This is a genomic window from Streptomyces sp. ICC4 (assembly GCF_003287915.1).
Classification (GTDB): domain Bacteria; phylum Actinomycetota; class Actinomycetes; order Streptomycetales; family Streptomycetaceae; genus Streptomyces; species Streptomyces tritrimontium.
In genome coordinates, this window is sequence record NZ_CP030286.1 from 4494429 (window position 1) to 4516176 (window position 21748).

22 protein-coding genes and 1 tRNA gene are annotated in these 21748 nt (G+C 71.6%); 4 read left to right on the forward strand and 19 right to left on the reverse strand.

Annotated features, from left to right (window positions below; translation table 11 throughout):
- Positions 1-45: 45 nt before the first annotated feature.
- The 5 genes from DRB89_RS20825 to DRB89_RS20845 all read right to left on the reverse strand — a co-directional run bounded on the left by DRB89_RS20825 (position 46) and on the right by DRB89_RS20845 (position 5600).
- Complete coding sequence (locus DRB89_RS20825; protein ID WP_112448454.1) at positions 46-597, reverse strand: hypothetical protein; 552 nt, start codon at positions 595-597, stop codon at positions 46-48.
- Positions 594-2039 carry a HAMP domain-containing sensor histidine kinase gene (locus DRB89_RS20830; protein WP_112448455.1) on the reverse strand — a complete coding sequence of 482 codons (1446 nt, stop codon included), beginning with the start codon at positions 2037-2039 and terminating at the stop codon, positions 594-596. The genes DRB89_RS20825 and DRB89_RS20830 overlap by 4 nt, the downstream gene beginning before the upstream one ends.
- Positions 2040-2048: 9 nt before the next feature.
- Positions 2049-2732 carry a response regulator transcription factor gene (locus tag DRB89_RS20835; protein WP_112448456.1) on the reverse strand — a complete coding sequence of 228 codons (684 nt, stop codon included), beginning with the start codon at positions 2730-2732 and terminating at the stop codon, positions 2049-2051.
- A gap of 76 nt (positions 2733-2808) precedes the next feature.
- Positions 2809-4410, reverse strand: coding sequence for a murein biosynthesis integral membrane protein MurJ (gene murJ, locus DRB89_RS20840; protein ID WP_239516822.1), 1602 nt, complete (start codon positions 4408-4410; stop codon positions 2809-2811).
- An 80-nt stretch (positions 4411-4490) separates the two neighbouring features.
- A complete protein-coding gene (locus DRB89_RS20845) occupies positions 4491-5600 on the reverse strand; it encodes a peptidoglycan bridge formation glycyltransferase FemA/FemB family protein (protein ID WP_239516823.1) in 1110 nt (369 codons plus the stop codon).
- Between the two features lie 296 nt (positions 5601-5896).
- Here DRB89_RS20845 and DRB89_RS20850 point away from each other — a divergent pair, with 296 nt between their 5' ends.
- Positions 5897-7111, forward strand: a complete 1215-nt coding sequence (locus DRB89_RS20850; protein WP_239516257.1) for an Ig-like domain-containing protein — start codon at positions 5897-5899, stop codon at positions 7109-7111.
- Between the two features lie 135 nt (positions 7112-7246).
- The gene (locus DRB89_RS20855) at positions 7247-8845 is read left to right on the forward strand and encodes an alpha/beta fold hydrolase (protein ID WP_112448458.1); all 1599 of its coding nucleotides are present in this window, start codon (positions 7247-7249) and stop codon (positions 8843-8845) included.
- A 52-nt stretch (positions 8846-8897) separates the two neighbouring features.
- On the opposite strand, the gene DRB89_RS20860 is transcribed toward DRB89_RS20855, so the two are convergent.
- The 11 genes from DRB89_RS20860 to mgt form a co-directional block, all read right to left on the reverse strand.
- Positions 8898-9779 carry an amino acid ABC transporter permease gene (locus tag DRB89_RS20860; RefSeq protein WP_112448459.1) on the reverse strand — a complete coding sequence of 294 codons (882 nt, stop codon included), beginning with the start codon at positions 9777-9779 and terminating at the stop codon, positions 8898-8900.
- Positions 9776-10420 carry an amino acid ABC transporter permease gene (locus tag DRB89_RS20865; protein WP_112448460.1) on the reverse strand — a complete coding sequence of 215 codons (645 nt, stop codon included), beginning with the start codon at positions 10418-10420 and terminating at the stop codon, positions 9776-9778. The genes DRB89_RS20860 and DRB89_RS20865 overlap by 4 nt, the downstream gene beginning before the upstream one ends.
- Positions 10421-10437: 17 nt before the next feature.
- Positions 10438-11373 (reverse strand): glutamate ABC transporter substrate-binding protein, encoded by a 936-nt coding sequence (locus DRB89_RS20870; protein WP_112448461.1) that lies wholly within the window; start codon positions 11371-11373, stop codon positions 10438-10440.
- An 11-nt stretch (positions 11374-11384) separates the two neighbouring features.
- Positions 11385-12128, reverse strand: a complete 744-nt coding sequence (locus DRB89_RS20875) for an amino acid ABC transporter ATP-binding protein (protein WP_112448462.1) — start codon at positions 12126-12128, stop codon at positions 11385-11387.
- Positions 12129-12235: 107 nt separating this feature from the next.
- Positions 12236-12679: a DUF6278 family protein gene (locus tag DRB89_RS20880; RefSeq protein WP_112448463.1), complete on the reverse strand. Its 444-nt coding sequence runs from the start codon at positions 12677-12679 to the stop codon at positions 12236-12238.
- Positions 12680-12750: 71 nt separating this feature from the next.
- Positions 12751-13530 (reverse strand): exodeoxyribonuclease III, encoded by a 780-nt coding sequence (locus tag DRB89_RS20885; protein ID WP_112453360.1) that lies wholly within the window; start codon positions 13528-13530, stop codon positions 12751-12753.
- Between the two features lie 30 nt (positions 13531-13560).
- Positions 13561-14193 (reverse strand): MBL fold metallo-hydrolase, encoded by a 633-nt coding sequence (locus DRB89_RS20890; protein ID WP_112448464.1) that lies wholly within the window; start codon positions 14191-14193, stop codon positions 13561-13563.
- A 53-nt stretch (positions 14194-14246) separates the two neighbouring features.
- Positions 14247-14321 (reverse strand) — tRNA-Trp (locus tag DRB89_RS20895).
- Between the two features lie 49 nt (positions 14322-14370).
- Complete coding sequence (locus DRB89_RS46360) at positions 14371-15501, reverse strand: hypothetical protein (RefSeq protein WP_343234827.1); 1131 nt, start codon at positions 15499-15501, stop codon at positions 14371-14373.
- Positions 15502-15504: 3 nt separating this feature from the next.
- Positions 15505-16059: a DUF1697 domain-containing protein gene (locus DRB89_RS20905; protein ID WP_112452612.1), complete on the reverse strand. Its 555-nt coding sequence runs from the start codon at positions 16057-16059 to the stop codon at positions 15505-15507.
- On the reverse strand, positions 16056-17330 hold the full coding sequence (mgt, locus tag DRB89_RS20910; RefSeq protein ID WP_112452611.1) for a macrolide-inactivating glycosyltransferase: 1275 nt from the start codon (positions 17328-17330) through the stop codon (positions 16056-16058). Before mgt ends, DRB89_RS20905 begins: the two co-directional genes overlap by 4 nt.
- A 129-nt stretch (positions 17331-17459) precedes the next feature.
- On the opposite strand from mgt, the gene DRB89_RS20915 reads away from it, so the two are divergent.
- Positions 17460-18326 (forward strand): aminoglycoside phosphotransferase family protein, encoded by an 867-nt coding sequence (locus tag DRB89_RS20915; RefSeq protein WP_112452610.1) that lies wholly within the window; start codon positions 17460-17462, stop codon positions 18324-18326.
- A gap of 23 nt (positions 18327-18349) precedes the next feature.
- Positions 18350-18991, forward strand: a complete 642-nt coding sequence (locus DRB89_RS20920) for a hypothetical protein (RefSeq protein WP_112452609.1) — start codon at positions 18350-18352, stop codon at positions 18989-18991.
- Here the strand turns inward: DRB89_RS20920 and DRB89_RS20925 are convergent.
- The 3 genes from DRB89_RS20925 to DRB89_RS20935 form a co-directional block, all read right to left on the reverse strand.
- A complete protein-coding gene (locus DRB89_RS20925; protein WP_112452608.1) occupies positions 18985-19572 on the reverse strand; it encodes a DUF2867 domain-containing protein in 588 nt (195 codons plus the stop codon). The genes DRB89_RS20920 and DRB89_RS20925 overlap by 7 nt on opposite strands.
- A gap of 25 nt (positions 19573-19597) precedes the next feature.
- Complete coding sequence (locus tag DRB89_RS20930) at positions 19598-20314, reverse strand: 3'-5' exonuclease (protein ID WP_112454296.1); 717 nt, start codon at positions 20312-20314, stop codon at positions 19598-19600.
- Between the two features lie 90 nt (positions 20315-20404).
- On the reverse strand, positions 20405-21685 hold the full coding sequence (locus DRB89_RS20935; protein WP_112463379.1) for an SAV2148 family HEPN domain-containing protein: 1281 nt from the start codon (positions 21683-21685) through the stop codon (positions 20405-20407).
- Positions 21686-21748: the final 63 nt, after the last annotated feature.

Sequence of the window (21748 nt, forward strand, 5' to 3'; positions counted from 1 at the left end):
CGCCCACCGGCCGCCCACCGGCCGCCCACCGGCCGTCAGCCGCCGTCAGCCGCCGTCGGTCGCCACCCGCGAGCCGTCGGCGGCCGCGCACTGCGCGCGCTGCTTCTTGCCCGCGGCGTCGATGAGGGTCACCTGGGGAGCCGGGGTGATGCGTACCGCCGCCACGGCCGTGCACGCCACCTGGCGGCGGGCGGGCTCGGACAGCGGGTCGACCGGGTAGGGCAGCTTGACCTGGATGCCCGCCCCGTTGTCGGTGAACGTCAGCGCGCTCTTGCCGTTCATGTTGGCGTCCGCCGGCGGGAGGGAGCTGGTCAGGCCCGCCTCCCGGGCGGTTTCGTCCGGACCGGCCAGCAGCCGCGAGATCAGGTAGTTGGGCGAGGGGTGGGAGGGCCCGTCGGGAATCGCCACCGGCACGATCCCGCCCTCGGGCGTGACGAAGTAGACCAGTCCCGTCTCCTCACCGAAGGCCAGCTTCACGGTGGCGGCGCTGCCGCTCTCGACCACCCCGGTGGTGGCGATGGAGCCGCAGCCGGTGGCGAACAGCAGCGGGACGATCAGGGCGGCGGCGGCCGCCGCGGCCGTGCCGAGCCGGGTCATGCGCCCGCCTCCAGCGGCATGTCCAGGATGAAGAGCGCCCCGCCCGCGGGGCCGTTGGCCGCGTGCAGGGTACCGCCGTGCAGGCGGACGTTCTCCAGGGTGATGGCCAGGCCCAGACCGCTGCCCGTGGACCGGGTGCGGGCGGCGTCGGCCTTGAAGAAGCGGTCGAAGATGTGCGGCAGCACCTCGGGCGCGATGCCGGGCCCGCTGTCGGCGACCTCGATCAGCAGCCGTGCGCCCTCGGGCCCGGACGCGCTGCGGACGCTGACCCGGACCGGGGTCCCGCCGTGCTTGAGCCCGTTGCCCACGAGGTTGGCGAGGACCACGTCGAAGCGGCGCGGATCGAGCCGGGCCCGGATTCCCGGGGGCAGGTCGGTGCGGACCAGGCCGTCGGTCCAGTGCCGGCGTTCCAGGGTCTTGGTCACGGCCTCGGCGACATCGACGTCGTCGAGGTTGAGCTCGGCGGCGCGGGCGTCGAAGCGGGATATCTCCATGAGGTCCTCCACGAGCACGGCCAGTTTCCCGGTCTCGGCGCTGACGAGGCGCAGGGCCTTGGCGGTGTCGGGGTCGAGGTCCTCGGCGCCCTCGTCGAGGACCTCGGTGACGGCGAGCATCCCGGCGAGCGGGGTGCGCAGTTCGTGGGAGACGTCGGCGGCGAAGCGGCGGGCGCGGGCCTCGGCGTCCCGGAGCTCGCTCACCGACTGTTCGAGGGCGCGGGCCGTCTCGTTGAAGGTGCGGGCGAGCCCGGCGAGTTCGTCGGCGCCGCGGACCTCGATCCGGGTGTCGAGCCGGCCGCGCCCCAGCCGCTGGGCGGCCTTGCGCATGTCCCGTACCGGCCGCAGGACGCTGCGCGCCGCGAGCAGGGCGGGGACGACGGCGATCGCCAGGCCCGGGACGGCGCCCTTCCTGGCGGCGCCGACCATCGCGTCCACGGTCGTCTGCTCGGTGTCCAGCGACACCACCGCGAAGAAGACGGCGCCGGTCGGCGCGCGGCCCCCGTTGAGCTCGAAGACGGCCGGCATGCCGACGACGAGGTAGGGGTTGCCGAGGCGGTCCTTCGTGCGTTGGAAGGCCCCGTGCGGGTTGGAGGCCACCTGGGCGCGCAGCTGTTCGCTGACGACGGTGGACGTGGTGGCGCCCTGGTTGGAGGAGGCGCGCAGCTTTCCGTACTCCCCGTACACGGTCCAGGGGTGCGGCTGGCCGCGCTTGCCCAGCTCGCTGACGAGGCGCTGCAGTTCGCGCTGCTGCACGGGCAGCACGGTGCTCTGGGCCTCGACCAGGTCGCGCAGGGTGCTGACGGCGGTGTCCTGGCTCTGTTTGAGGATCGCGTTGCGGGCCTGCTGGTAGGTGAGCGCGGCCGTGGTCACCGCGCAGATGGCGGCGACCAGCAGGAAGGCGGCGATCAGCCTGGTGCGCAGGCCGAGCGGTGCGAAACGTCTCATGCGCGCCGCTTACAGGGGGCCGAAGCGGTAGCCGAAGCCCCGTACGGTCTGGATGTAGCGGGGGGTGGCGTCGGGGTCCTCGACCTTGGTGCGCAGGCGGCGTACGCAGGCGTCCACCAGCCGGGCGTCGGCGTGGTAGCTGTGGTCCCACACGTACTCGAGGAGCTGCTGGCGGGAGAAGACCTGCTCGGGCGAGGCCGACAGGTGCAGCAGGAGCTTGAGCTCGCTGGGGGCCAGGGGGACGCGCTCGCCGTTCTTGGCGACGGTCAGGCCCGAGCGGTCGATGGCCAGCGCGCCGTGGAACTCCACGTCCAGGCGGCCGCCCGTCGGCTCGCTGAGGCGGCGCAGCACGGCCTTGATGCGGGCTTCGATGACCTCGGTGCGGGCGGGTTTGACGATGTAGTCGTCGGCGCCGGCCTCGAGGCCGACGACTATGTCGAAGTCGTCTCCGCGCGCGGTGAGCATGATGATCGGAACCTGGCTGTTCTCGCGGATCCGGCGGCAGACCTGCACGCCGTTCATGCCGGGCAGCATCAGGTCGAGCAGCACGAGCTCGGGGTGGAAGCTCGCCATGAGCTCGAGTCCGGCCTCGCCGGTCTCGGCGGCGCTCACGTCGTGGCCCCTGCGGCGCAGGCCGAGGCCCACCCCCTCCCGGATGGAAGGGTCGTCCTCGATCAGCAGTACGCGTGGCATCGGGTCAGTATTCCAAGCTCGTAGATCGTTGCACTCATGCTTTCGGCCATTGTCGTACGGCCGGTGACGGTCCTTGTCAGCGGGCGGCCCTGCGTCGTACGGAGTCGGGGAGGTCGGTGATCTCCGTCAGCCGCAAGGGCCGGGCGAGGACGACGACGACGAGGACGAGCGCCGCGGTTCCCGCCGTGACGCCGGCGAAGTTCCCGAACCGGTCGGCGGCGCGCGCGGCGGCGTACCCGGCGGCCGCCGCCGGGGCGCAGGCGGCCAGCAGCCGCAGGTGGGTGCGCAGCGCGGTGGTGCGCCGCTGCGTACGGGTCCCCGTGCGCGGGCCGAGCCGCCGGGCGAGGACGTACGCGGTGACGGCGGCACCCGCCGCGAAGGCGATCGAGCAGGCCGCGGCCATGCCCGTGACCGCCCAGCGGGGCGGCAGCAGGAGGTACGCGGCGGCCGAGAGCCCGGCGTTCAGGGCGGCGATGACCAGGTTGAGGAAGAAGGGGGTCCGGGTGTCCGACAGGGCGTAGAAGCCGCGGGAGAGCACGTACTGCGCGGAGTAGGCGATCAGGCCGGGCGCGAAGGCCGCCAGCATGCCGGCCATGACGGCGACGTCGGCGGCGCCGGTGCGCCCGTACTCGAAGACGCTGCCGATCACCCAGGGCGCCAGGGCCGCGAAGAGCGCGGCGGCCGGGACGACGAGGGCGGCGCTGGAGCGCAGCGCGTACGAGACGTCCGCGCGCACGCGTCCGAGGTCGCCGTCGGTGGCGGCGGCGCTCATCCGGGGCATGAGGGCGGTGACGAGGGAGACGGTGATGATGCCCTGCGGGACCATCCACAGCAGGTAGGCGTTGCTGTAGGCGGTGTAGCCGGCGCCGCCCGCGAGGCCGGCGTCGACGGCGCGCTGCCCGGTGGCGGTGGAGAGCCGGGTCACGACCCAGTAGGCGATCTGGTTGGTCAGGACGAGCAGGACGAGCCAGCCGGCGTTGCGCAGCGGGCGGGCCAGTCCGCTGCCGCGCCAGTCGAAGCGGGGGCGCCAGCGGAAGCGGGCGGCGCGCAGCGAGGGGATCAGGCCGAGGGCCTGGAGGACGATGCCGAGGGTGGTGCCGATGCCCAGCAGGCGGGTGTCGGCGGCCGTCAGGCCGTTCGCCGCGTCGTGCGAGAGCAGGATGAAGAGGCCGAAGACGGCGATGACGACGAGGTTGTTGAGGACCGGGGTCCACATCATCGCGCCGAACCGGCCGCGGGCGTTCAGCACCTGCCCGAGCAGGGTGAACAGCCCGTAGAACAGGATCTGCGGGAGGCAGTAGCGGGCCAGGGCCACGGTCGTGGACTCCTGGCCGCCGGTGTAGCCGGTGTACGCCGAGACGATCAGCGGGGCCGCCAGTACGGCGGCGGCGGTCAGGCACAGCAGCGCGGCCGTGCAGACGGTGAGCAGCCGGTCGGTGTAGGCGGCGCCGCCGTCGGCGTGCTCCTTGGCGGCGCGGACCAGTTCGGGGACGAAGACCGCGTTGAGGGCTCCGCCGATGAGCAGGATGTACAGGATGTTCGGGACGGTGTTGGCGACGCTGTAGCCGTCGCCGAGCAGCCCGGTGCCGAGTGCGGCGACGATCACGGCGGAGCGGACGAAGCCGGTGGCGCGGGAGACGATCGAGCCGGCCGCCATGAGCGCGCCGCTGCGCAGCACCGAGGTCTTGCCCGGTGCCGCGCGGTCGGTGACGTCCTGTTCCGGGCTGCCGGCACCGGCCGTTCTGGGGTCTGCGACGGTCACCGGCGGGCCATGTACGCCTGGAACGCCTTGTAGAGGGCCGTGTTGGCGTATCCGTCCATCGAGGTCTCCCACTCGCCGAGCGTTTCGACGACCTGTCCGCCGGTGCCGAGCTTCCAGCGCAGCAGCCCGAAGGAGCGTTCGTCGGGGTCGAGGGTGGAGGGTACCCCGCGCATGTCGTATTCGTCCGCTCCGAGTGCATGTGCGTCACACATCATGCGCCACTGCAGGGCGTTGCTGGGGCGGACCTCGCGGCGGTGGTCGGCGGAGGCGCCCGTCTGGTACCAGACCCGGGAGCCGGCCACGATCATGGTGTGCGCGGCGAGGACCTCCCCCTGGTGGACTCCCAGGTAGAGCCGCATGCGGCCGGGTTCCTCGGCGTTGAGGGCCTCGTACTGCTGCTGGTAGTACGCGAGCGAGCGGCCGAGCTCGAAACCGTCGCGCTCCTCGGTGATGCGCAGCAGCCGGTAGAACTCGGGCAGGTCGGCGGCGGTGCCGATGACCGTCTCGACCCCGGCCTTCGTGGCCTTGCGCACATTGCGCCGCCACTCCTGGTTCAGCCCCGACCACAGGTCGTCGACGGAGCGCCCGGCGAGCGGGACGCGGAAGACGTGGCGCGGCTGGGCGTCGCCGTCGTCCTCGCCTCCGCAGCGCTTCCAGCCGCGGGTGCGCAGCCGGTCGGCGAGCGCGGCGCCGACGGGGTCGACCTCGGTGGCGAGCACGTCGGATATCTGCCGGCCGGCGCCGGCGCCGGCCTTGGCGGCGGCCGCGTCCCAGCGGCGGTAGGCCGGGGTGGGGCCGATGCGGACGGCGAAGGCTCCGGAGGACTTGAGGTGGCGCGTGAGGGGGGTCAGCCAGCGGTCGAGGTCGGGGTCGGCCCAGTCGGCGACGGGGCCCTCGGGGAGGTAGGCGAAGTATTTGCGGGTCCCCGGGAATTGGCGGTAGAGGACGAGCGCGGCACCCTCCATTTCCCCGTCCGGGTAGTGCCATCCGACCCTTTCCGAGCGCCAGAGGTCCTTTACCCGCGCCCAGGACGGGTACTGCAGAAAACTGGCCCGGCCGTGCCGGGAAAGGAAACCCTGGTATTCGGGTACGGACAGGGAGCGCACCGTGAGCACCTTGCCTCCACGCTTGTCCTGATGCTGCGGCTGGTGCTGCTGGGCGGGTGTCACGAGCAGTGCGCACACGGTTGATCGGCCTTCCTGTACGTCCGGTTCAGCGGATGCACAGGACTCTCACAGCTGTCCATGACGGGCTCGCGCGGCGATTGTGACCGGACGATGACCGTCTCGCTGCGGTGTACGTCACAACCTGGATTCCCGATCTTTTCGGCATCTCGTGCAACCTAGAGTCGTGTCGTTCGCATCTCCTTTTGTGGACGATCATTACTTCGGAGGGGTTTTCGTTGAGCCGCACACGCCGGGTCTTTCGGGTACGCAGCCGCCACGCCGTGGTGGCGGGCACCGCACTGCTGGCCGCCGCGCTGACCGCCTGCGGCGGCGGCGGCGCCGCCTCGGGCGGCGACGCCAAGTCGGAGATCAAGCAGAAGCCGGAGATGGCGGTCTCGGTGAACCTCACCGGTGACCAGGTCAAGGCCGGCGAGCCGGTGACCGTGACCATCGCGGAGGGCAAGCTCGCCTCGGTGAAGGTGACGGACGCCAAGGGCGGGGAGCTGGCCGGGCAGATATCCGCCGACGGCAAGACCTGGAAGTCGGAGCGCAACGCCTCGGCGGGCGCCGAGTACAAGGTCGAGGCGCAGAACACCGACAGCCAGAGCGCCGCGACGACGTTCAAGACCACGGCCGCCGACAAGGTGAACAAGGTCACGATCAACATCACCAAGGGCAGCACGGTCGGCGTGGGCATGCCGGTCTCGATCGTCTTCGACAACCCGGTGAAGAACAAGGCCGAGGTCGAGAAGCAGCTGAAGGTCACCAGCTCGAACCAGACCGAGGGCTCCTGGGGCTGGATCAAGGACTACTCGGGCAAGGACCGGGTGGACTGGCGGCCCAAGGAGTACTGGAAGTCCGGCACCGACGTGAAGGTCGACATGAACCTGAACGGTGTCGACTCCGGCCCCGGCGGCGGGCTGTTCGTGAAGGACTACAACACCGAGTTCAAGATCGGCAAGGACCGCCGGATGAAGGTGGACCTCGACACGAGCAAGATGTCGGTCACCGAGGGCGGGCAGACCGTCGACACCATCCCGGTCTCGGCCGGCACCCCGGGCGGCCAGAAGGCCTCCTGGAGCGGGAAGATGGTGCTGATGCTGAAGGAGGGCACGATCCGGATGAACTCCGAGACCGTGGGCCTCGGCAACGCCTACGACAAGGACGTCGACTACTCGATCCGGCTGACCTGGTCGGGCATGTACGTGCACGCGGCGCCGTGGAACGCCTCCAACTTCGGGCGCTCCAACACCAGCTCGGGCTGCGTGGGCATGAGCGACGCCAACGCCAAGCCCTTCTTCGCCCAGTCCCAGGTCGGCGACCCCTTCGAGGTCGTCGGCGACGGCTCGAAGGGCAATGCGGACATCGGCAACGGCTACGGCGAGTGGAACCTGTCGTGGGAGCAGTGGCAGGCCAAGAGCGCCCAGGCCGGAGCCCCGCAGAGCGGCTGACGGAGCGTGCGGACCCCACGTGCTGACTATCGTTCAATCGTTACCGGCACGTAACTTACCCATGGGTTACTTCCGGTAAGCCCCTCCCGTTACCGTCGGGTCACTTTGACACCCGGCGCACGCGAGGAGCGACCGATGGTCCGCACCGTCCGCACCACCAGCACCGCGGCTGCCATGGCAGCCGTACTGGCGGCAGCCGCCCTGGGCCTGGCCCCCCATCAGGCCCAGGCGGCCCCCGCCACCACGACCGCCGCCGCCACCGACGCCTCTTCGGAACTCCGGTTCCACGACATCCCCGGCTCCGGCGGCATCACCCTCAAGGGCAACGTCTTCACCCCGGCCGGCGCCCGGGCCGGCGCGAAGTACCCGCTGATCGTGCTGCCCACCAGCTGGGGCATGCCGCAGATCGAATACATCGCGCAGGCCAAGAAGCTCGCCGACTCCGGCTACGTGGTGGTCAGTTACACCTCCCGCGGCTTCTGGCTCTCGGGCGGCGAGATCGAGACCGCCGGCCCGGCGGACACCGCCGACGTCTCCGCCGTCATCGACTGGGCGCTCGCCCACACCCCCGCCGACGCGGAACACATCGGCCTGGGCGGTGTCTCGTACGGCGCGGGCATCAGCCTGCTCGCCTCCGCGCGCGACCCGCGCATCAAGGCCGTGGTCGCGCTCAGCGGCTGGGCCGACCTCATCGAGTCCATCTACTCCGGCCGCACCCAGCACCTGCAGGCCGCCGCCCTGCTCGGCGGCGCGGGCTACCTCACCGGCCGCCCCGGCCCCGAACTCCGGCAGATCCTCGGCGACTTCCTCGGCTCCAAGCTGGACCGGGAACCGCAGATGATCGAGTGGGGCAAGAAGCGCTCCGCCTCCGAGAAGGTCGACCAGATCAACGCCAACGGCGCCGCGATCATGCTCGGCAACGCCTGGGGCGACACCATCTTCCCGCCCAACCAGTACGCGGAGTTCTTCGAGAAGCTGACCGGCCCCAAGCGGCTGGAGTTCCGGCCCGGCGACCACGCCACCGCCGAGGGCACCGGCCTGCTGGGCCTGCCCAACGACACCTGGACCAACGCCCACCGCTGGTTCGACCGCTACCTCAAGGGCGAGCGCAACGGCGTCGACTCCGAGGCCCCGGTGCAGATCAAGTCCCGCAGCGAGAGCGGGTACGAGGGCTACGCCGACTGGAAGTCGGTCGGCTCCGGCGGCACCGAGAAGCTGATGCTCTCCGACAGCGAGCACGTCTTCGCGGGCGTCGACTCCGGCGCCAACGGCGGGATCGTCCTCCTGTCCAGCGTCCTGGACCAGTTCTTCCAGGCGCCCCCGACCGCCTCGATCCCGCTGCTCCCCCGCGCCTTCGCCGCCGTCTGGCAGTCCCCGCGTTACGACGAGGCCCGGCGGGTGCGCGGCACGGTGAAGCTGCACACCACCGTCACGCCCACGAAGTCCGACGGCACCTTCGTCGCGTACCTCTACGACGTGGGCCCGCTCGGCATCGGCAAGCTGGTCAGCAACGCCCCGTACACCTTCCACGACCGGCCGGCCGGCCAGGCCTTCGGCGTGGACCTGGAGCTCTTCTCCACCGCCTACGACGTCCCGGCCGGGCACCGCCTCGCCGTCGTCGTGGACACCGTCGACCCGCTGTACATCGAGCACAACCCGACCGGCGCGCAGCTGACCTTCTCCTCGCCGCGCACCGATCCCTCGTACGTCTCGGTACCGCTGCGCGAGCAGTGATCCACGGCTGCCGCCGGGCCGGGTGTGGCTCTCGGGGCCCAGGCCCTGCGGGTCAGATCTGGCCCGGCAGCGCCGCTCCCGGCTCGGCCGGGTCGATGGCGACCGCCTTCGTCTTGGGGCTGCGCCGCTCCCGTCTGGCCACCCAGGTGGCGAACCAGGACAGCAGCATGCACATTCCGATGTAGATCGGCGAGATGATCATCACGACCGGGATGAAGGGCAGGTCGTAGTCGAGGTTGGAGGCGATCAGCTTGCCCGCGTGCAGGAACTCCTCGTAGGTGATCAGGTAGCCGAGCGAGGTGTCCTTCAGGGCGACCACCAGCTGGCTGATGATCGTGGGCAGCATGGCCCGTACCGCCTGCGGGGCCAGTACGTGGGTCATCACCTGGGTCTTGCGCATGCCCAGTGCGTACGCGGCCTCGCGCTGGCCCCGCTCCACCGAGTTGATGCCCGTCCGGAAGACCTCGGCCAGCACCGAGCCGTTGTAGAGGGTCAGCCCGGCGACCAGCGCGGGCAGCGGCTGGACCTTCAGCGCGACGAAGATGAAGAAGATCATCACCAGTACCGGCATGGCCCGGAAGAACTCCACGCACAGGGTGGACAGCCAGCGCACCGGCCGGTGGACGGAGAGCCTGCCGGTGGCGAGGACCGCGCCGAGCGCGAGCGAGAGCACCGAGGCGTAGGCGAAGGCCTTCAGCGTGTTCCAGAGTCCCTTGAGCAGCAGCTCCTGGATGCCCTTGTACGCGAAGGGGGTCCACTTGGCGGCGGTGAACTGGTTCGTGGAGAACAGCAGGTAGAGCAGCCAGCCGAGGAGTCCGAGGATGACGGCCGTCGAGAGGATCCCGTAGAGGAAGTGGCGGCGGCGGGCCTGGGGGCCCGGGATGTCGTAGAGGGCGGTGGACTGCGTGTCCCCGTGGAGCGCGTGCGCTGTCATCGGGCGACTCCGTAGCGCTTCTCGAGCACGTTGAACAGCGCGCTGATGGACAGGGTGATGATCAGGTAGCCCACCGCGATCCAGACGAAGGTCCAGATGATGCTGTAGCCCAGCTCGTTGAGGGTCTTGTACGTGCCCAGCAGCTCGGTGACGCTGAAGGCCCCCGCGATCGCGGAGTTCTTGGCGAGGGCGATCAGCGTGGAGCCGATGGGCGGGATGACGGAGCGGAAGGCCTGCGGGAGCACGACGGTGCCCAGGGTCTGGCCGAAGGACATGCCGAGGCTGCGGGCCGCTTCGCCCTGCCCCTTGGGCACGGTGTTGATGCCGGAGCGCAGCACCTCGCAGATGAAGGCGGAGGTGTAGCAGCCCAGCGCGAGGACGGCGAAGAGCTGGAAGGGCAGCACCAGGCCGAAGCGCGGCAGGCCGAGCAGGACGGCGAAGAAGAGCAGGGTGAGCGGGGTGTTGCGCAGGATGGCCACCCAGACGGCGCCGAAGACCCGGAAGGAGCCGATGGGGGCGACGCGGAAGGAGGCCATCAGGAAGCCGAGGACCAGGGCGAGGAGCGAGGCGTAGACCGTGAGCTCGACGGTCCCGAGGAAGCCCTTGCCGTAGAGCGAGAAGTTGTCCGTGAGTACGTTCATGGCGGTGCGCTCTCCCCTCAGCTCGCCGGGTAGCGGTCGATGGCGGGCGGCTTCGGCGCCGGCTCGCCGGACAGGCCGAGCGTGGCCTCGTAGGCCTTCTTCCAGTTGCCGTTCTTCTCGTTCTCCTCGAGGGCGTCGTCGAGGGCGAAGCGCAGCGCGTTGTCGGAGCGCGGGACGCCGATGCCGTAGGGCTCCTCGGAGAAGGGCTCGCCGACCACCTTGAGCTCCTCGGGGACCTTGGCCGCGTAGCCGAGGAGGATCGAGTCGTCGGTGGAGACGGCGTCGACCTGGTAGGTCAGCAGGTTGTCAACGCAGACCGAGTAGGTGTCGTAGGCGACGAGGACGGCGCGGGGGAACTCCTTCTGGAGCCGCTGGTAGGGGGTGGAGCCGGCGGCCGAGCAGACCTTCTTGCCGGCGAGGTCTTCGGGGCCCTTGATGTCCGTCTCCCCCTTGCGCACCAGCAGGGACTGGCCGGCGAGGTAGTAGGGGCCCGCGAAGCCGACCTGCTTCTTGCGGTTGTCGTTGATCGTGTACGTGCCGACGTAGTAGTCGATCTGGCCGTTCTGCAGGGCGGTCTCGCGGTTGGCGGAGGCGATCGTCTTGAACTCGATGGTCTTGGGGTCGAAGCCGAGCGAGGCCGACATCATCTTGGCGATCTCGATGTCGAAGCCGGAGTAGCGGCCGCTCGCGGGGTCCTTCTCCCCCATGTACGGCTGGTCCTCCTTGGCTCCGACGACGAGGTGGCCGCGCTTCTTGGCCTTCTCCCAGGTGCGCGATTCGGGCAGCTGGAAGCCCGTCGCCACCTGGTAGACGGGCAGGTCCTCGGGCTGGGGCCCCTTGACCGGGGGGCTGCCGGACCTGCCGCAGCCGGTGACGGCTCCCAGCAGCAGGAGGACGAGGGCGCAGGCGGGCAGGAGCGGGGTGCGCGGGATCGCCGCAGGCAGGTGTCTCATCGGGCCGGCCCTCAGTGCTTGAGGATCTTGGAGAGGAAGTCCTTGGCCCGGTCGCTCTCGGGGGCCGTGAAGAAGGCCTCCGGGGTCCGGTCCTCGACGATCTTCCCGTCGGCCATGAACACGACGCGGTTGGCCGCGGAGCGGGCGAAGCCCATCTCGTGGGTGACCACGACCATCGTCATGCCCTCGGAGGCGAGCTGCTGCATGACCTCCAGCACTTCGTTGATCATCTCCGGGTCGAGCGCGGAGGTGGGCTCGTCGAAGAGCAGGGCCTTGGGGTTCATGGCGAGCGCGCGGGCGATGGCCACGCGCTGCTGCTGGCCGCCGGAGAGCTGGGCGGGGAACTTCTCGGCCTGGTCGGCGAGCCCGACCCGCTCCAGCAGTTCCCGGGAGCGCTTGTCGGCCTCGTCCTTCTTGCGCTTCCTGACCTTGACCTGGGCGAGGGAGACGTTGGCCAGGACGGTCTTGTGCGCGAAGAGGTTGAAGGACTGGAAGACCATCCCCACGTCCGCGCGGAGCGCGGCGAGCTCCTTGCCCTCGGCCGGCAGCGGTTTGCCGTCGAGCGTGATCGTGCCCGATTCGACGGTCTCCAGCCGGTTGATCGCACGGCACAGGGTGGATTTCCCGGAGCCGGAGGGGCCGATGACCACCACCACCTCCCCGCGGCCGACGGTGAGGTTGATGTCCTGGAGGACGTGCAGTTGTCCGAAGTGCTTGTTGACGTCCCGCAGCTCGATCAACGGATCGACGGCCATACGCTGCCCTGCCCACTTGTCGGTGTGTCGAGGTCAGCGCAAACTATCCAGCCGTGGAAGGGCACTTCACCGCGACACGCCTAAAAGCCGCATAAAGCCCGGCGAGGTCAGCCTTCCGAGGCTTCGGCGTACGCCTGGCTGAGTTCGGGGGACCCGGTCATCGCCCAGGACACGCCCGACTCGACCACGTTCAGCTCACGGCCCGAGGCCAGCCGGATCATCGGCTGCCCGTTCGGCCACACCTGCCAGCCGGCGCCCTGGACGGACCGGATGATCACGGTCCCGAGGTAGAAGCCCGCGTCGTTGCCGAGCCACGGGGTGATCTCCGGATCCCGGCGCCAGCGCGGCATCAGCTGGTCCAGCTCCTCCAACGAGCGCGGGGTCTCGTCGAGTTCGAGCCCCGCCGACCGGGCGTGGGCGCGCAGCATCTCGCATTCCGCGAACAACTCGTTGATGCCCTCGGGGTCATCCGCGAGGGCGGCGGCGAGCCCGCTCGCGCCCCGGTCCGTTTCATTCCGATTGAGCCAGTTGGCCAGGAAAGGGATGTTCATAAGCCCAGACTGACACCCGGATCGCCGGTGGGCGACAGGGCGCGCCTGGACCGTGACAGATCGAGATCCGCCTAAAGATCAAGGTCCACGACGACGGGCGCGTGGTCGGAGGCACCCTTGCCCTTGCGCTCCTCGCGGTCGACGTAGGAGTCGGTGACGGCCTTGGCGAAGGCCGGGTTCCCGTAGACCAGGTCGATGCGCATGCCCCTGTTCTTCGGGAAGGCGAGCATCCGGTAGTCCCAGAAGGTGTACGGCCGGTCGTACTTGAGCGCGCGCGGGAAGACGTCGGAGAGCCCGGCGGCGCGCAGCTGCTCCAGGGCGGCCCGCTCGGCCGGGGTGACGTGGGTGAGGCCCTCGAAGACCGTCGGGTCGTAGACGTCCTCGTCGGTCGGGGCCACGTTGAAGTCGCCGAGCACGGCGAACGGGCGCTCCCCCGCCGCGTCTTCGGCGATGGCGGTGGTCAGGGACCGGAACCAGTCCAGCTTGTAGCCGTAGTGGTCGTGCTCGACCTCGCGCCCGTTGGGCACGTACACCGACCACAGGCGCACCCCGCCGCAGGTCGCGGAGACGGCGCGGGGCTCCTGGACGCCCTCGTAGTCCGGTCCGCCGGGCAGGCCCACGACCACGTCCTCCAGGCCCACCTTGGAGAGCAGGGCCACGCCGTTCCACCGGCCGGTGGCGTTGACGGCCGACTCGTACCCCAGTGCCCGGAGCTCCTCGTAGGGGAACTGCTCCGCGGAGCACTTGGTCTCCTGGAGGCACAGGACATCGGTGCCGGAGCTCTCCAGCCAGGCCAGCAGGCGCGGCAGCCGGGCGGTGATCGAGTTGACGTTGAACGTGGCGATACGCATGCCGTCCAACCTACCGCCCGGCACCGACAGTCACAGTTCGGCGCTGTCCCCGGCGGTGAGTCGGCCGTATCCGGCGCCGCCGAGCTTCCCGATCTGGGTGGCGTAGATCGGGAGCACCACCTCGGTCAGGCCCGCGTCGTGGATGGCGACGACCTGGCGCGGCTTGACCTCGCGGACGTAGTCGATCACTTCGGCGATCTTGTTCCAGGGCGCGTGGACCGGGAGCATGAGCGTCTCGACGGGGGCCTCGGGCACGGTCAGCGCGTCCCCCGGGTGGAAGAGGGAGGCGTCCACCAGGTAGCCGACATTGGTGATCCGCGGGATGTCCGGGTGGATCACGGCGTGCAGTTCGCCGTGCACCTGGACCTCGAACCCCGCGGCGGTGAAGGTGTCCCCGTGGCCCACGGTGTGGACCCGGCCCGGATAGGCGGGGGCGAGCTTCTCCGCGACGCTGCGCAGGGTCCACAGCCCCGCCGCCGGATTCGCGTCGAGGGCGGCCCGCAGCCGGCCCTCCTCGAAGTGGTCGGCGTGCTCGTGCGTGACCAGCAGGGCGTCCGCCCCGAGGCCGGCGTCCGGTTCGCTGAAGGCGCCCGGGTCGATGACGAGCACGCGCCCGTCCTTCTCCAGTTGGACGCAGGAGTGCAGCCGCTTGGTGAGCTTCATGATCCAAGGCTAGCGCCGCCGCGTCGGCGGAGTCGGCACAGTCGACGGGAAGGCGGAGCCGACCGGATTCGAACCGGCGTCCTCGCGGTTTTGGAGACCGCGCGCGACAACCTCTGCGCTACGACCCCGCCCCCGACGGGCACTGTACCCGCGCGGGGCCCCGGAACGCCCGGCGGTTTACGGGACCGCCGTGGAGACCACGTAGACCTTGAAGACCTTGGGGTCCGTGAGGTCGACGGTGATGTCACGGGTGGGCCGCGCGGCGTCCTCGTCGACGGTGGTCCCGAGCCACTCGGTCGTGGGCTTCCAGTTCCATCCCGCGACCGTGGTGTCGTGCTCGGAGATCGACACCCCGGGGGTCAGCGCCTCCCGGCTGGTGCCGACCGAGGCCAGGAACGCGTCCAGCTCCGGCGGGGTGACCGCGAACTGGGTGTAGAGCCGGCTGGTGCGCCAGTTGTTGGTCTCCAGGAAGCCGACCCGCCAGGCCTTCGGCGGGATCGGGACCTCGTAGATGCTGCGCTGCACCTTGGAGGGCCAGCCGGAGCGCACCTGGTGCGCGCCGACCTTGGCGGCCTTGTCCCGGCCGCTCTGGCGGCTCTGCTGCGCGGAAACGGCGAGGTAGCCGGCCGGGACCCCGACGAGCAGCAGGATGATGATCGCGGTGATCCAGCGGCGCCTGACCACGTGCTTGCGGTCCTCGGCGGGCGTCGGCGCGGGCGCCTCGTCGGGGGGCGGGGCCTGGTGGGTCCAGGGCCGGGGGTGGGACGCGAACCAGGGGCGTCGCACGGTGGCGGGCAGCGGGGTCCCCGGGCGGGTGCAGGCGTCGGCCAGGTACTCGGTCAGGGTGAGGTCGTGGGCCTCCCACCGTTCGGGGGCGCGGTGGTCGGACCGGTACGCGCGTCGGATGACGACCGTCCACCGGTCGGGGTCCGGGGAGACCGAGGTGTCCCAGAACAGGGTGTCGATGGACCGGACCGTGCCCCAGGCGAGCAGCCCGCCGGGGGCTGGGTGGACGGCCGGGCGCTGCGGCTCCGGCAGGGCCCGGGCGTCGATGCGGGCCTCGCGGTGGGTGTCGCGCAGCCAGTCTCCGTAGTCGAACCGGTCCTGGTCGTCCCCGTCCTCGGGTTGGGCGCAGGGAGTGGGGATCACGCAGTCCGCGCCGAACGCCACCGGCCCCCAGACGTCGGCCAGTCGCTTGTAGTCGGCGGGGAGCCGGAGCCCGAGCCACTCCTCGACCGCCGGCCAGTCGACGGGGACCGGCGCGGGCGGGTGCTCGGCGTCCGGCACGGCGAGATCGGCAAAGTCCATGCGTCAATCCTGGGTGAGTTCCACCAGCTTGGCGACCGTGTTCCAGTTTCGGGTGGTCACGTCGAGTCCCTTGACCACGGCCGGCTTGGCGAGGGCCTCTCCCAGTGCGGAGCGGCCCAGGCCGTTCGGGGCGTAGAGGTAGACGACGCGGTCGCCGACCCGGTACTCCTCCGGGAGGTACGCGGGTCCGTCGATGGACGCGAAGCGGGAACCGTCGGGCTGCTCGGAGCAGAAGGTGGCGTGGAGCTGCTTGCCCTCCAGGTCGGCGGCCGGGAACGGGCAGGCGTCGGCGACGGCGCGCAGGTACGCGCCGTCGACCACCAGGCAGGGGACGCGGAAGCCGAAGTGGGCTTCGATGGCCGCCTCCAGCTCGCGGGCGAGGGCCTCGGGGGTCGTCTTCTTCCCGCTGCTGAAGACGGCGTTGCCGCTCTGCAGGTAGGTCTGAGCGTCCTCGTGGCCCAGCTCGTGCAGGACCTGGCGCAGTTCGGCCATCGGGACCTTCTTGTTCCCGCCGACGTTGATGCCCCGGAGCAGCGCCGCGTACTTCGTCTTGGTCATGCCTGCACGATAGGCCGGTCCGCTGACAGCGCGGCCGGTCCGGGCCGCCCGGCCGTTTCCGCCGCTCCGGCCAGCTCCGCCTCGATCAGGTCCGCCGCCTGGCGCGTGCCTCCCTCGGTGGCCATCCGGGCGCGGATCGCCTCCGCCCGGGCTGCCACCTCCGGGTCGGCGACCAGGGCGAGGACGGCCTCGCGCAGGGTGGCGGCGTCGGCCTCGTCCATCGGGACGTGCCGGGCGACGCCGAGGCCCGCCAGCATGTCGGCGTTGCCGAACTGGTCGACGGCCTGCGGGACGGCGACCATCGGGGTGCCGGTGGCCAGGCCCTCCTGGCTGCCGCCCGCGCCCGCGTGGGTGATGAAGGCGTCGGCCCGGCGCAGGATGTCCAGTTGGGGAACCCAGCGGTGGACTTCGACGTTGGCGGGGATCGCGCCGATCTCGGCCTCGTCGGTGAACTTGCCGATCTGGAGCACCACGTGCCAGTCGGGCAGGTCCCCGAAGGCCTCGACGCAGGCCCGGTAGAAGGCCGGCTGCTTGGTGAAGGTGGAGCCGAGGGAGACCAGGAGGAGCTTCTTCCCCTCGGCGCCCGCGGGGCGCGTCCAGGTGCCCTGGGTGGCGCTGCGGTCGCCCTGGCAGGCGCCGACGAAGGTGTACACGGCCTCGTCGACCCGGTCGGCGTGCGGCTGGAGGGCGCGCGGGATGAGCACGATGCTGCGGCGGGGGCGGCCGACGAAGCGGTCGCTGTCCTCGTCGATGCCGTTCTCGTCGAGCCAGGCCCGGAAGCGGGCGTAGTACGCCTGCCCGCGCTCGGAGGCGCGCAGTGCGGCGAACATCGGCTCGGCCACCTCCTCCTCGTAGCCGGTCCACGCGACCAGGTTCGGGGAGAGGGAGACGGCGGGGACGCCCCAGCGGTGGGCGAGGACCATGGCCTGATAAGCGGTGATGTCGTGGAGGACGAGGTCCGGCTCGTCGCCCTCGAAGGCGGCCGCGAGCTGCGGGACGGCTTGGACGGCGTCGGTGAGGAAGGGCTCGATGTTGTCGATGAGCTCGGTGCCCCACGCGTCGGGGTCGTCCTCGGTGGGCAGGGTGGAGTTCCAGATCACCGGGGTGGCGCCGGTCTCGGCGACCTTGCCGGCGTAGGCGGCGGGAACGGCGTAGCTGACGCGGTGGCCGCGGGCGACGAGCTCGCGGATCACTTCGATGCTCGGGTTCACGTGGCCGGCGGCGGCGATCGAGAACATGGCGATGTGGGCGGGCTTCGCGGCTGAGGTCATGCGATGACCATAACGAGACGAGACGTCTCGTGCAACCTAAAAGGCGAAGAGATCGCCGACCCGGTGCGAAACTTGGCGCATCACGATCACCCCGGCACCCACCGGGACGGACGGACTGCGGAGCACGGCATGGACGAGGCACAGGCCAGGGACGCACTGACGGCGGCGGGCCTCACCTCGGCGCGGGCCGGGGCGCCCGAGCTGCTGGCCCTCGGCGAGAACGCCGTCTTCGCGCTCGGCGGAGGCTTGGTCGCCAAGGTCGGCCGGGAAGCGGCGCTGCTGCCGCGGGCCGAGCTGGAGCTCGCGGTGGCGGGCTGGCTCGCGGAGTCCGGGGTCCCGGCGGTCCGCGCGGCCGAGCCGGCGCCCCGTCTGGTGGACGGCCACCCGGTGACGCTGTGGCACCGGCTCCCGGACGCGGTCCGCCCGGCCGGCCCCGAGGACCTCGCGGCGCTGCTGCGGCAGATCCACGCCCTGCCCGCGCCGCCCTTCGCACTGCCGCCGCGCGACCTGCTGGGCGGGGTCGAACGCTGGCTCCGGCTGGCGGGCGAGGCGATCGACCCGGCGGACGCGGCGTACCTGCGGGCCCGCCGCGACGGGTACGCCGACCAGGTCGCCGCCCTCACCCCGCACCTGGCGCCGGGCCCGATCCACGGCGACGCGCTGCCCCGCAACGTCCACGTGGGTCCGGACGGGCCGGTCCTGGTCGACCTGGAGACGGTCTCCGCCGACCTGCGCGAGCACGACCTGGTGGTGATGGCGCTCTCCCGCGACCGGTACGGGCTGCCCGCCGAGTCCTACGGGGCCTTCTCGGCGGCGTACGGCTGGGACGTGCGCGAGTGGGAGGGCTGCGCGCTCCTGCGCGGCGCCCGCGAAACGGCCAGCTGCGCCTGGGTCTCCCAGCACGCCCCGACCAACCCCGGGGCCCTGGCCGAATTCCGCCGCCGGGTGGCCTCCCTGCGCGAGGGCGACCCGGAAATCCGCTGGCACGCGTTCTAGCACTGCCGTACAAATCTCCGCATATGAAACTTCCCCTCACCATCCACCAGGCCCGGCTCGGTGCCGCGGAGTTCAAGGTGATCCGCCCGGCCCGGCCGCCGGAGCGCGCGGTGCTGTCGGAGGGCCGCTGGTACCTGGACGCCGAGGTCGACCAGGGCGCCGCCCAGCTGATCGCCGGGCTGTGGGCGCTCGCCGCCACCTCGCCGCGCTCGCTGGTCCACGTCCCGCTGCGGCGCGACGACCCCGCCACGGGGCGGCCCGGACTCGACCTCGTCCTGCTGCACCACTCGCTCCAGTTCGCACCCTCGCGCTGGAAGGAGCTGCGGGCCAAGCTCGGCGCCGGCCGGGCACGGACGGCGGACCTACCGGGGCCGACCGCCTTCGACCCCGCGGTCGACCACTACCCGCAGGAGCGGCACCACAAGGAGAACCGGGACCGGTTCCACACCCGCGTCCACACCGAAACGCTGTTCCTGACGGGGAGCGCCACGCTGTTCGCCGACACCGCGTGGGTCTTCGCCGACGTCGCCCACAACGGCTCCGGCCACGTCTACGCCCACCCCGCCCGGCGGCACTACTGCGTCGAGCTGGACCAGGGGAACGGCTACTTCGGGAGCGGCTCGGGGCTCCACGTCGTCTACCGCGACGAGTGGCCCGACTACTGACCGGCCTGCTGACCGGCCCGCCATGCGCGGCCGATGCCGCGGATCATCGCCGGGTACACCCCGAGGTACCGGAAGGGCTTGATGCCGGCCATGTAGAGCCCGCCGAGCAGGCCGTTGGGTTTGACCAGGACGGCCATCTGCCCGTGGTGGCCGCCGGCGCCGTCCTCGACCCAGCCGATGTGCAGCACGCCGTGCACGGTCCGGTTGGCCGTCTCCGCCGCCCACTCGTCGTGCGTCTGGTAGACGGAGGTGAACGGGAACGCGCCGAACTCCGGTCCCCGGGGGCCCTCCCGGAGGTCTTCCGGCAGCCGGTCCCGCAGCGAGGCCACCCGGCCGCCGACCCCGTCGGCCGGCCGGTCCCAGCCGAGCAGCGCCCCGAGCCGCCGGCGGATCGCGAAGAGCGCGCGCCCGACCGGCGAGGAGACCTCGCCCGTGCCGTTCGCGAACTGCTCCACGAGCCGGGCGAGGTCGTCGGGGCCGCCCGGCGTGGGCAGCTCCCACACGTCCTCGACCTGGAAGTCGGGGGCGATCTCGTGGATCCGCCAGGGACGGTCGGTGTGGGCGCTTCGGGGAAGTCTCATGAGCCGGATCCTGCCGCGTCCGCCCTCAGACCCGGTAGGGCACGACGGGCCAGGCCCGCTCGACTATCGCCTCGGGGTCCGAGGTCCGGCGCAGGTAGCTCTGCAGCGACACCGCCTGCTCGGCCGCCGCGCGGATCTGCAGGTCGTGGAGCTCGGCCAGCGCGACCGTCCCTATCGCCGCGTGCCTCGCCCCCATCCGCCGCGCCGTCCGGGCCGCCGCCAGCGCGTCCGCGCCCGCGTTGTGCGCCTCGTCGAGGGTCACGCCGTAGTGCTCGCAGAGGGCCTGGAGGGTCCGCCTGCCCTTGCGGTACCGGTCCGCGTGCTTGTCCAGGACCAGGGGGTCTATGACGGGCGCGGGCCTGCCCGGCCACCGCTCGCCCAGCGGCCGGATCCCGTGCCGCCGGCACTCGCGGTCCAGCAGGGTCAGGTCGTACCGCGCGTTCATCACCACGAGCGGGGTCCCCGAGCCCAGCTCCTCGAAGAGCGTCTGCGTGATCTCCTCTATCGCCGGAGCCGCCGCCATCCCCTCCGCGCGGGCGCGGTCCGTGGAGATGCCGTGGATGGCGGAGGCCTCCTCGGGGATGGGCACCCCCGGGTCCACCAGCCACGTCCGCTCGCGTGCCACCTGCCCGTCCGGCCCGAGCGCCACGACCGCCGCCGTCACGATGCGGTCGCACTCGATGTCGGTCCCCGTGGTCTCCAGGTCGAAGGCCACCATCGGTCCGCCGTGCCAGTCCCCCATGCCGTGCCAGTCCTCCACCCCGCACCCCTCCCCCGTCCGTGCCCCGTACCTTCGGTCAACAGGTTTCAGCCTGTCACGCGGCACTGACAGTCACGACACCGGCCGGGAGTCCTGCCAGATCGACTCGAATTCCTCGCGGTACGTGGGGAACAGCCCGTGCTCCGCGTCGCGCTCGCGCGCGGGCCCCCGCCCGCCGCCCCGCAGGACCAGGACCGGCGCCTCCATGCCCCGCGCCCGGCGCAGGTACGACTGGACCACCGCGATCCCCGAGGACTCGCCCTCCACCAGGTACGCCGTGAAGCGCGGGGTCTCGTCGAAGACGTGGATCTCGAAGCCCGACGGGTCGCGCAGCCCCGCCCGCACCCGTCGCACGTGCAGGATGTTCATCTCCACCGAGCGGCTCAGCTCGCCCTTGCGCAGCCCCAGTTCCCGCTCGCGCCGCTTGACGGCGCTGCTCGCCGGGTTCAGGAACAGCAGCCGCACCCGGCAGCCGGCCTCCGCGAGGCGTACCAGTCTTCGGCCCGAGAAGTTCTGGACCAGCAGGTTGAGCCCTATGCCGATGGCGTCGAGCCGCCGCGCGCCGCCGAAGAGATCCTCCGCCGGCAGCTGGCGCTGCAACCGCACCCGGTCCGGGTGGACGGAGATGACGTCCGCGTACCGGTCGCCGACCAGGTCCTCGACCGCGTCGATGGGCAGCCGGTCCGCCGACGGCGAGCCGGCTCCGCCGCCCAGCACCTCCAGCAGCCGCGCCGACGCCCGCTCGGCCTGCTCCAGGACCGCCCGGGACAGGGCACGGTTGCGCGAGACGACGTTGCGCGTGACCTCCAGCTCGTCCAGCGCCTGCTCGATCTCGCGCCGGTCGTCGAAGTACGGCTCGAAGCAGGGCCAGTGCTGGACCATGAGCTCGCGCAGCTGCGGCAGGGTCAGGAAGCTGAGCACGTTGTCGTCGGCGGAGTCCAGCAGGTAGCCCTTGCGCCGGCTGACCTCCCGCACCGCGACCGCGCGCTGCACCCACTCCTGCCCGGCGGGCCCGGCGGCCGCGACCACCCAGTCGTCCCCGCCCCCGCCGTGCACGGGCTCGTAGACCGGCCGGAGCACCGCCCCGACCACGGACCGCAGCCGCTGCTCGATCAGATTCAGCCAGATGTACGCACGGCCCGCGCGCTGGGCCCGCGTACGGACCTCGCTCCAGGCGTCCGCGCCCCAGTCCAGCTCGGCGCCCGCCCCGGCCGCCGGCGCCCTCCCGGCCTCCGGCGGGGCCAGCGACACCGCTCCGGCGGGAATCCCGCCGGGCGCCCCGCCTGCGGCGTCCGCCGGGCCGCCCTCGTGACCGCTGTCACCAGGGGGCAGCTCCAGACCTCCCGAGCTCACCCGTGCACCGCCTCCTGCGTCTGGACGCCCGTCTCCAGTGATCACGGAAGGGTACTCCGCGCG

Coding starts and splice junctions, on each gene's coding strand:
- DRB89_RS20890 (WP_112448464.1), bottom strand. CDS start 14,193: ATGAAGCTCACCAAGCGGCTGCACTCCTGCGTCCAACTGGAGAAGGAC.
- DRB89_RS46360 (WP_343234827.1), bottom strand. CDS start 15,501: ATGGACTTTGCCGATCTCGCCGTGCCGGACGCCGAGCACCCGCCCGCG.
- DRB89_RS20925 (WP_112452608.1), bottom strand. CDS start 19,572: ATGAGACTTCCCCGAAGCGCCCACACCGACCGTCCCTGGCGGATCCAC.
- DRB89_RS20875 (WP_112448462.1), bottom strand. CDS start 12,128: ATGGCCGTCGATCCGTTGATCGAGCTGCGGGACGTCAACAAGCACTTC.
- DRB89_RS20920 (WP_112452609.1), top strand. CDS start 18,350: ATGAAACTTCCCCTCACCATCCACCAGGCCCGGCTCGGTGCCGCGGAG.
- DRB89_RS20865 (WP_112448460.1), bottom strand. CDS start 10,420: ATGAACGTACTCACGGACAACTTCTCGCTCTACGGCAAGGGCTTCCTC.
- DRB89_RS20870 (WP_112448461.1), bottom strand. CDS start 11,373: ATGAGACACCTGCCTGCGGCGATCCCGCGCACCCCGCTCCTGCCCGCC.
- DRB89_RS20930 (WP_112454296.1), bottom strand. CDS start 20,314: ATGGGGGACTGGCACGGCGGACCGATGGTGGCCTTCGACCTGGAGACC.
- DRB89_RS20905 (WP_112452612.1), bottom strand. CDS start 16,059: ATGACCAAGACGAAGTACGCGGCGCTGCTCCGGGGCATCAACGTCGGC.
- DRB89_RS20880 (WP_112448463.1), bottom strand. CDS start 12,679: ATGAACATCCCTTTCCTGGCCAACTGGCTCAATCGGAATGAAACGGAC.
- mgt (WP_112452611.1), bottom strand. CDS start 17,330: ATGACCTCAGCCGCGAAGCCCGCCCACATCGCCATGTTCTCGATCGCC.
- DRB89_RS20835 (WP_112448456.1), bottom strand. CDS start 2,732: ATGCCACGCGTACTGCTGATCGAGGACGACCCTTCCATCCGGGAGGGG.
- DRB89_RS20860 (WP_112448459.1), bottom strand. CDS start 9,779: ATGACAGCGCACGCGCTCCACGGGGACACGCAGTCCACCGCCCTCTAC.
- DRB89_RS20885 (WP_112453360.1), bottom strand. CDS start 13,530: ATGCGTATCGCCACGTTCAACGTCAACTCGATCACCGCCCGGCTGCCG.
- DRB89_RS20830 (WP_112448455.1), bottom strand. CDS start 2,039: ATGAGACGTTTCGCACCGCTCGGCCTGCGCACCAGGCTGATCGCCGCC.
- DRB89_RS20855 (WP_112448458.1), top strand. CDS start 7,247: ATGGTCCGCACCGTCCGCACCACCAGCACCGCGGCTGCCATGGCAGCC.
- DRB89_RS20915 (WP_112452610.1), top strand. CDS start 17,460: ATGGACGAGGCACAGGCCAGGGACGCACTGACGGCGGCGGGCCTCACC.
- DRB89_RS20825 (WP_112448454.1), bottom strand. CDS start 597: ATGACCCGGCTCGGCACGGCCGCGGCGGCCGCCGCCGCCCTGATCGTC.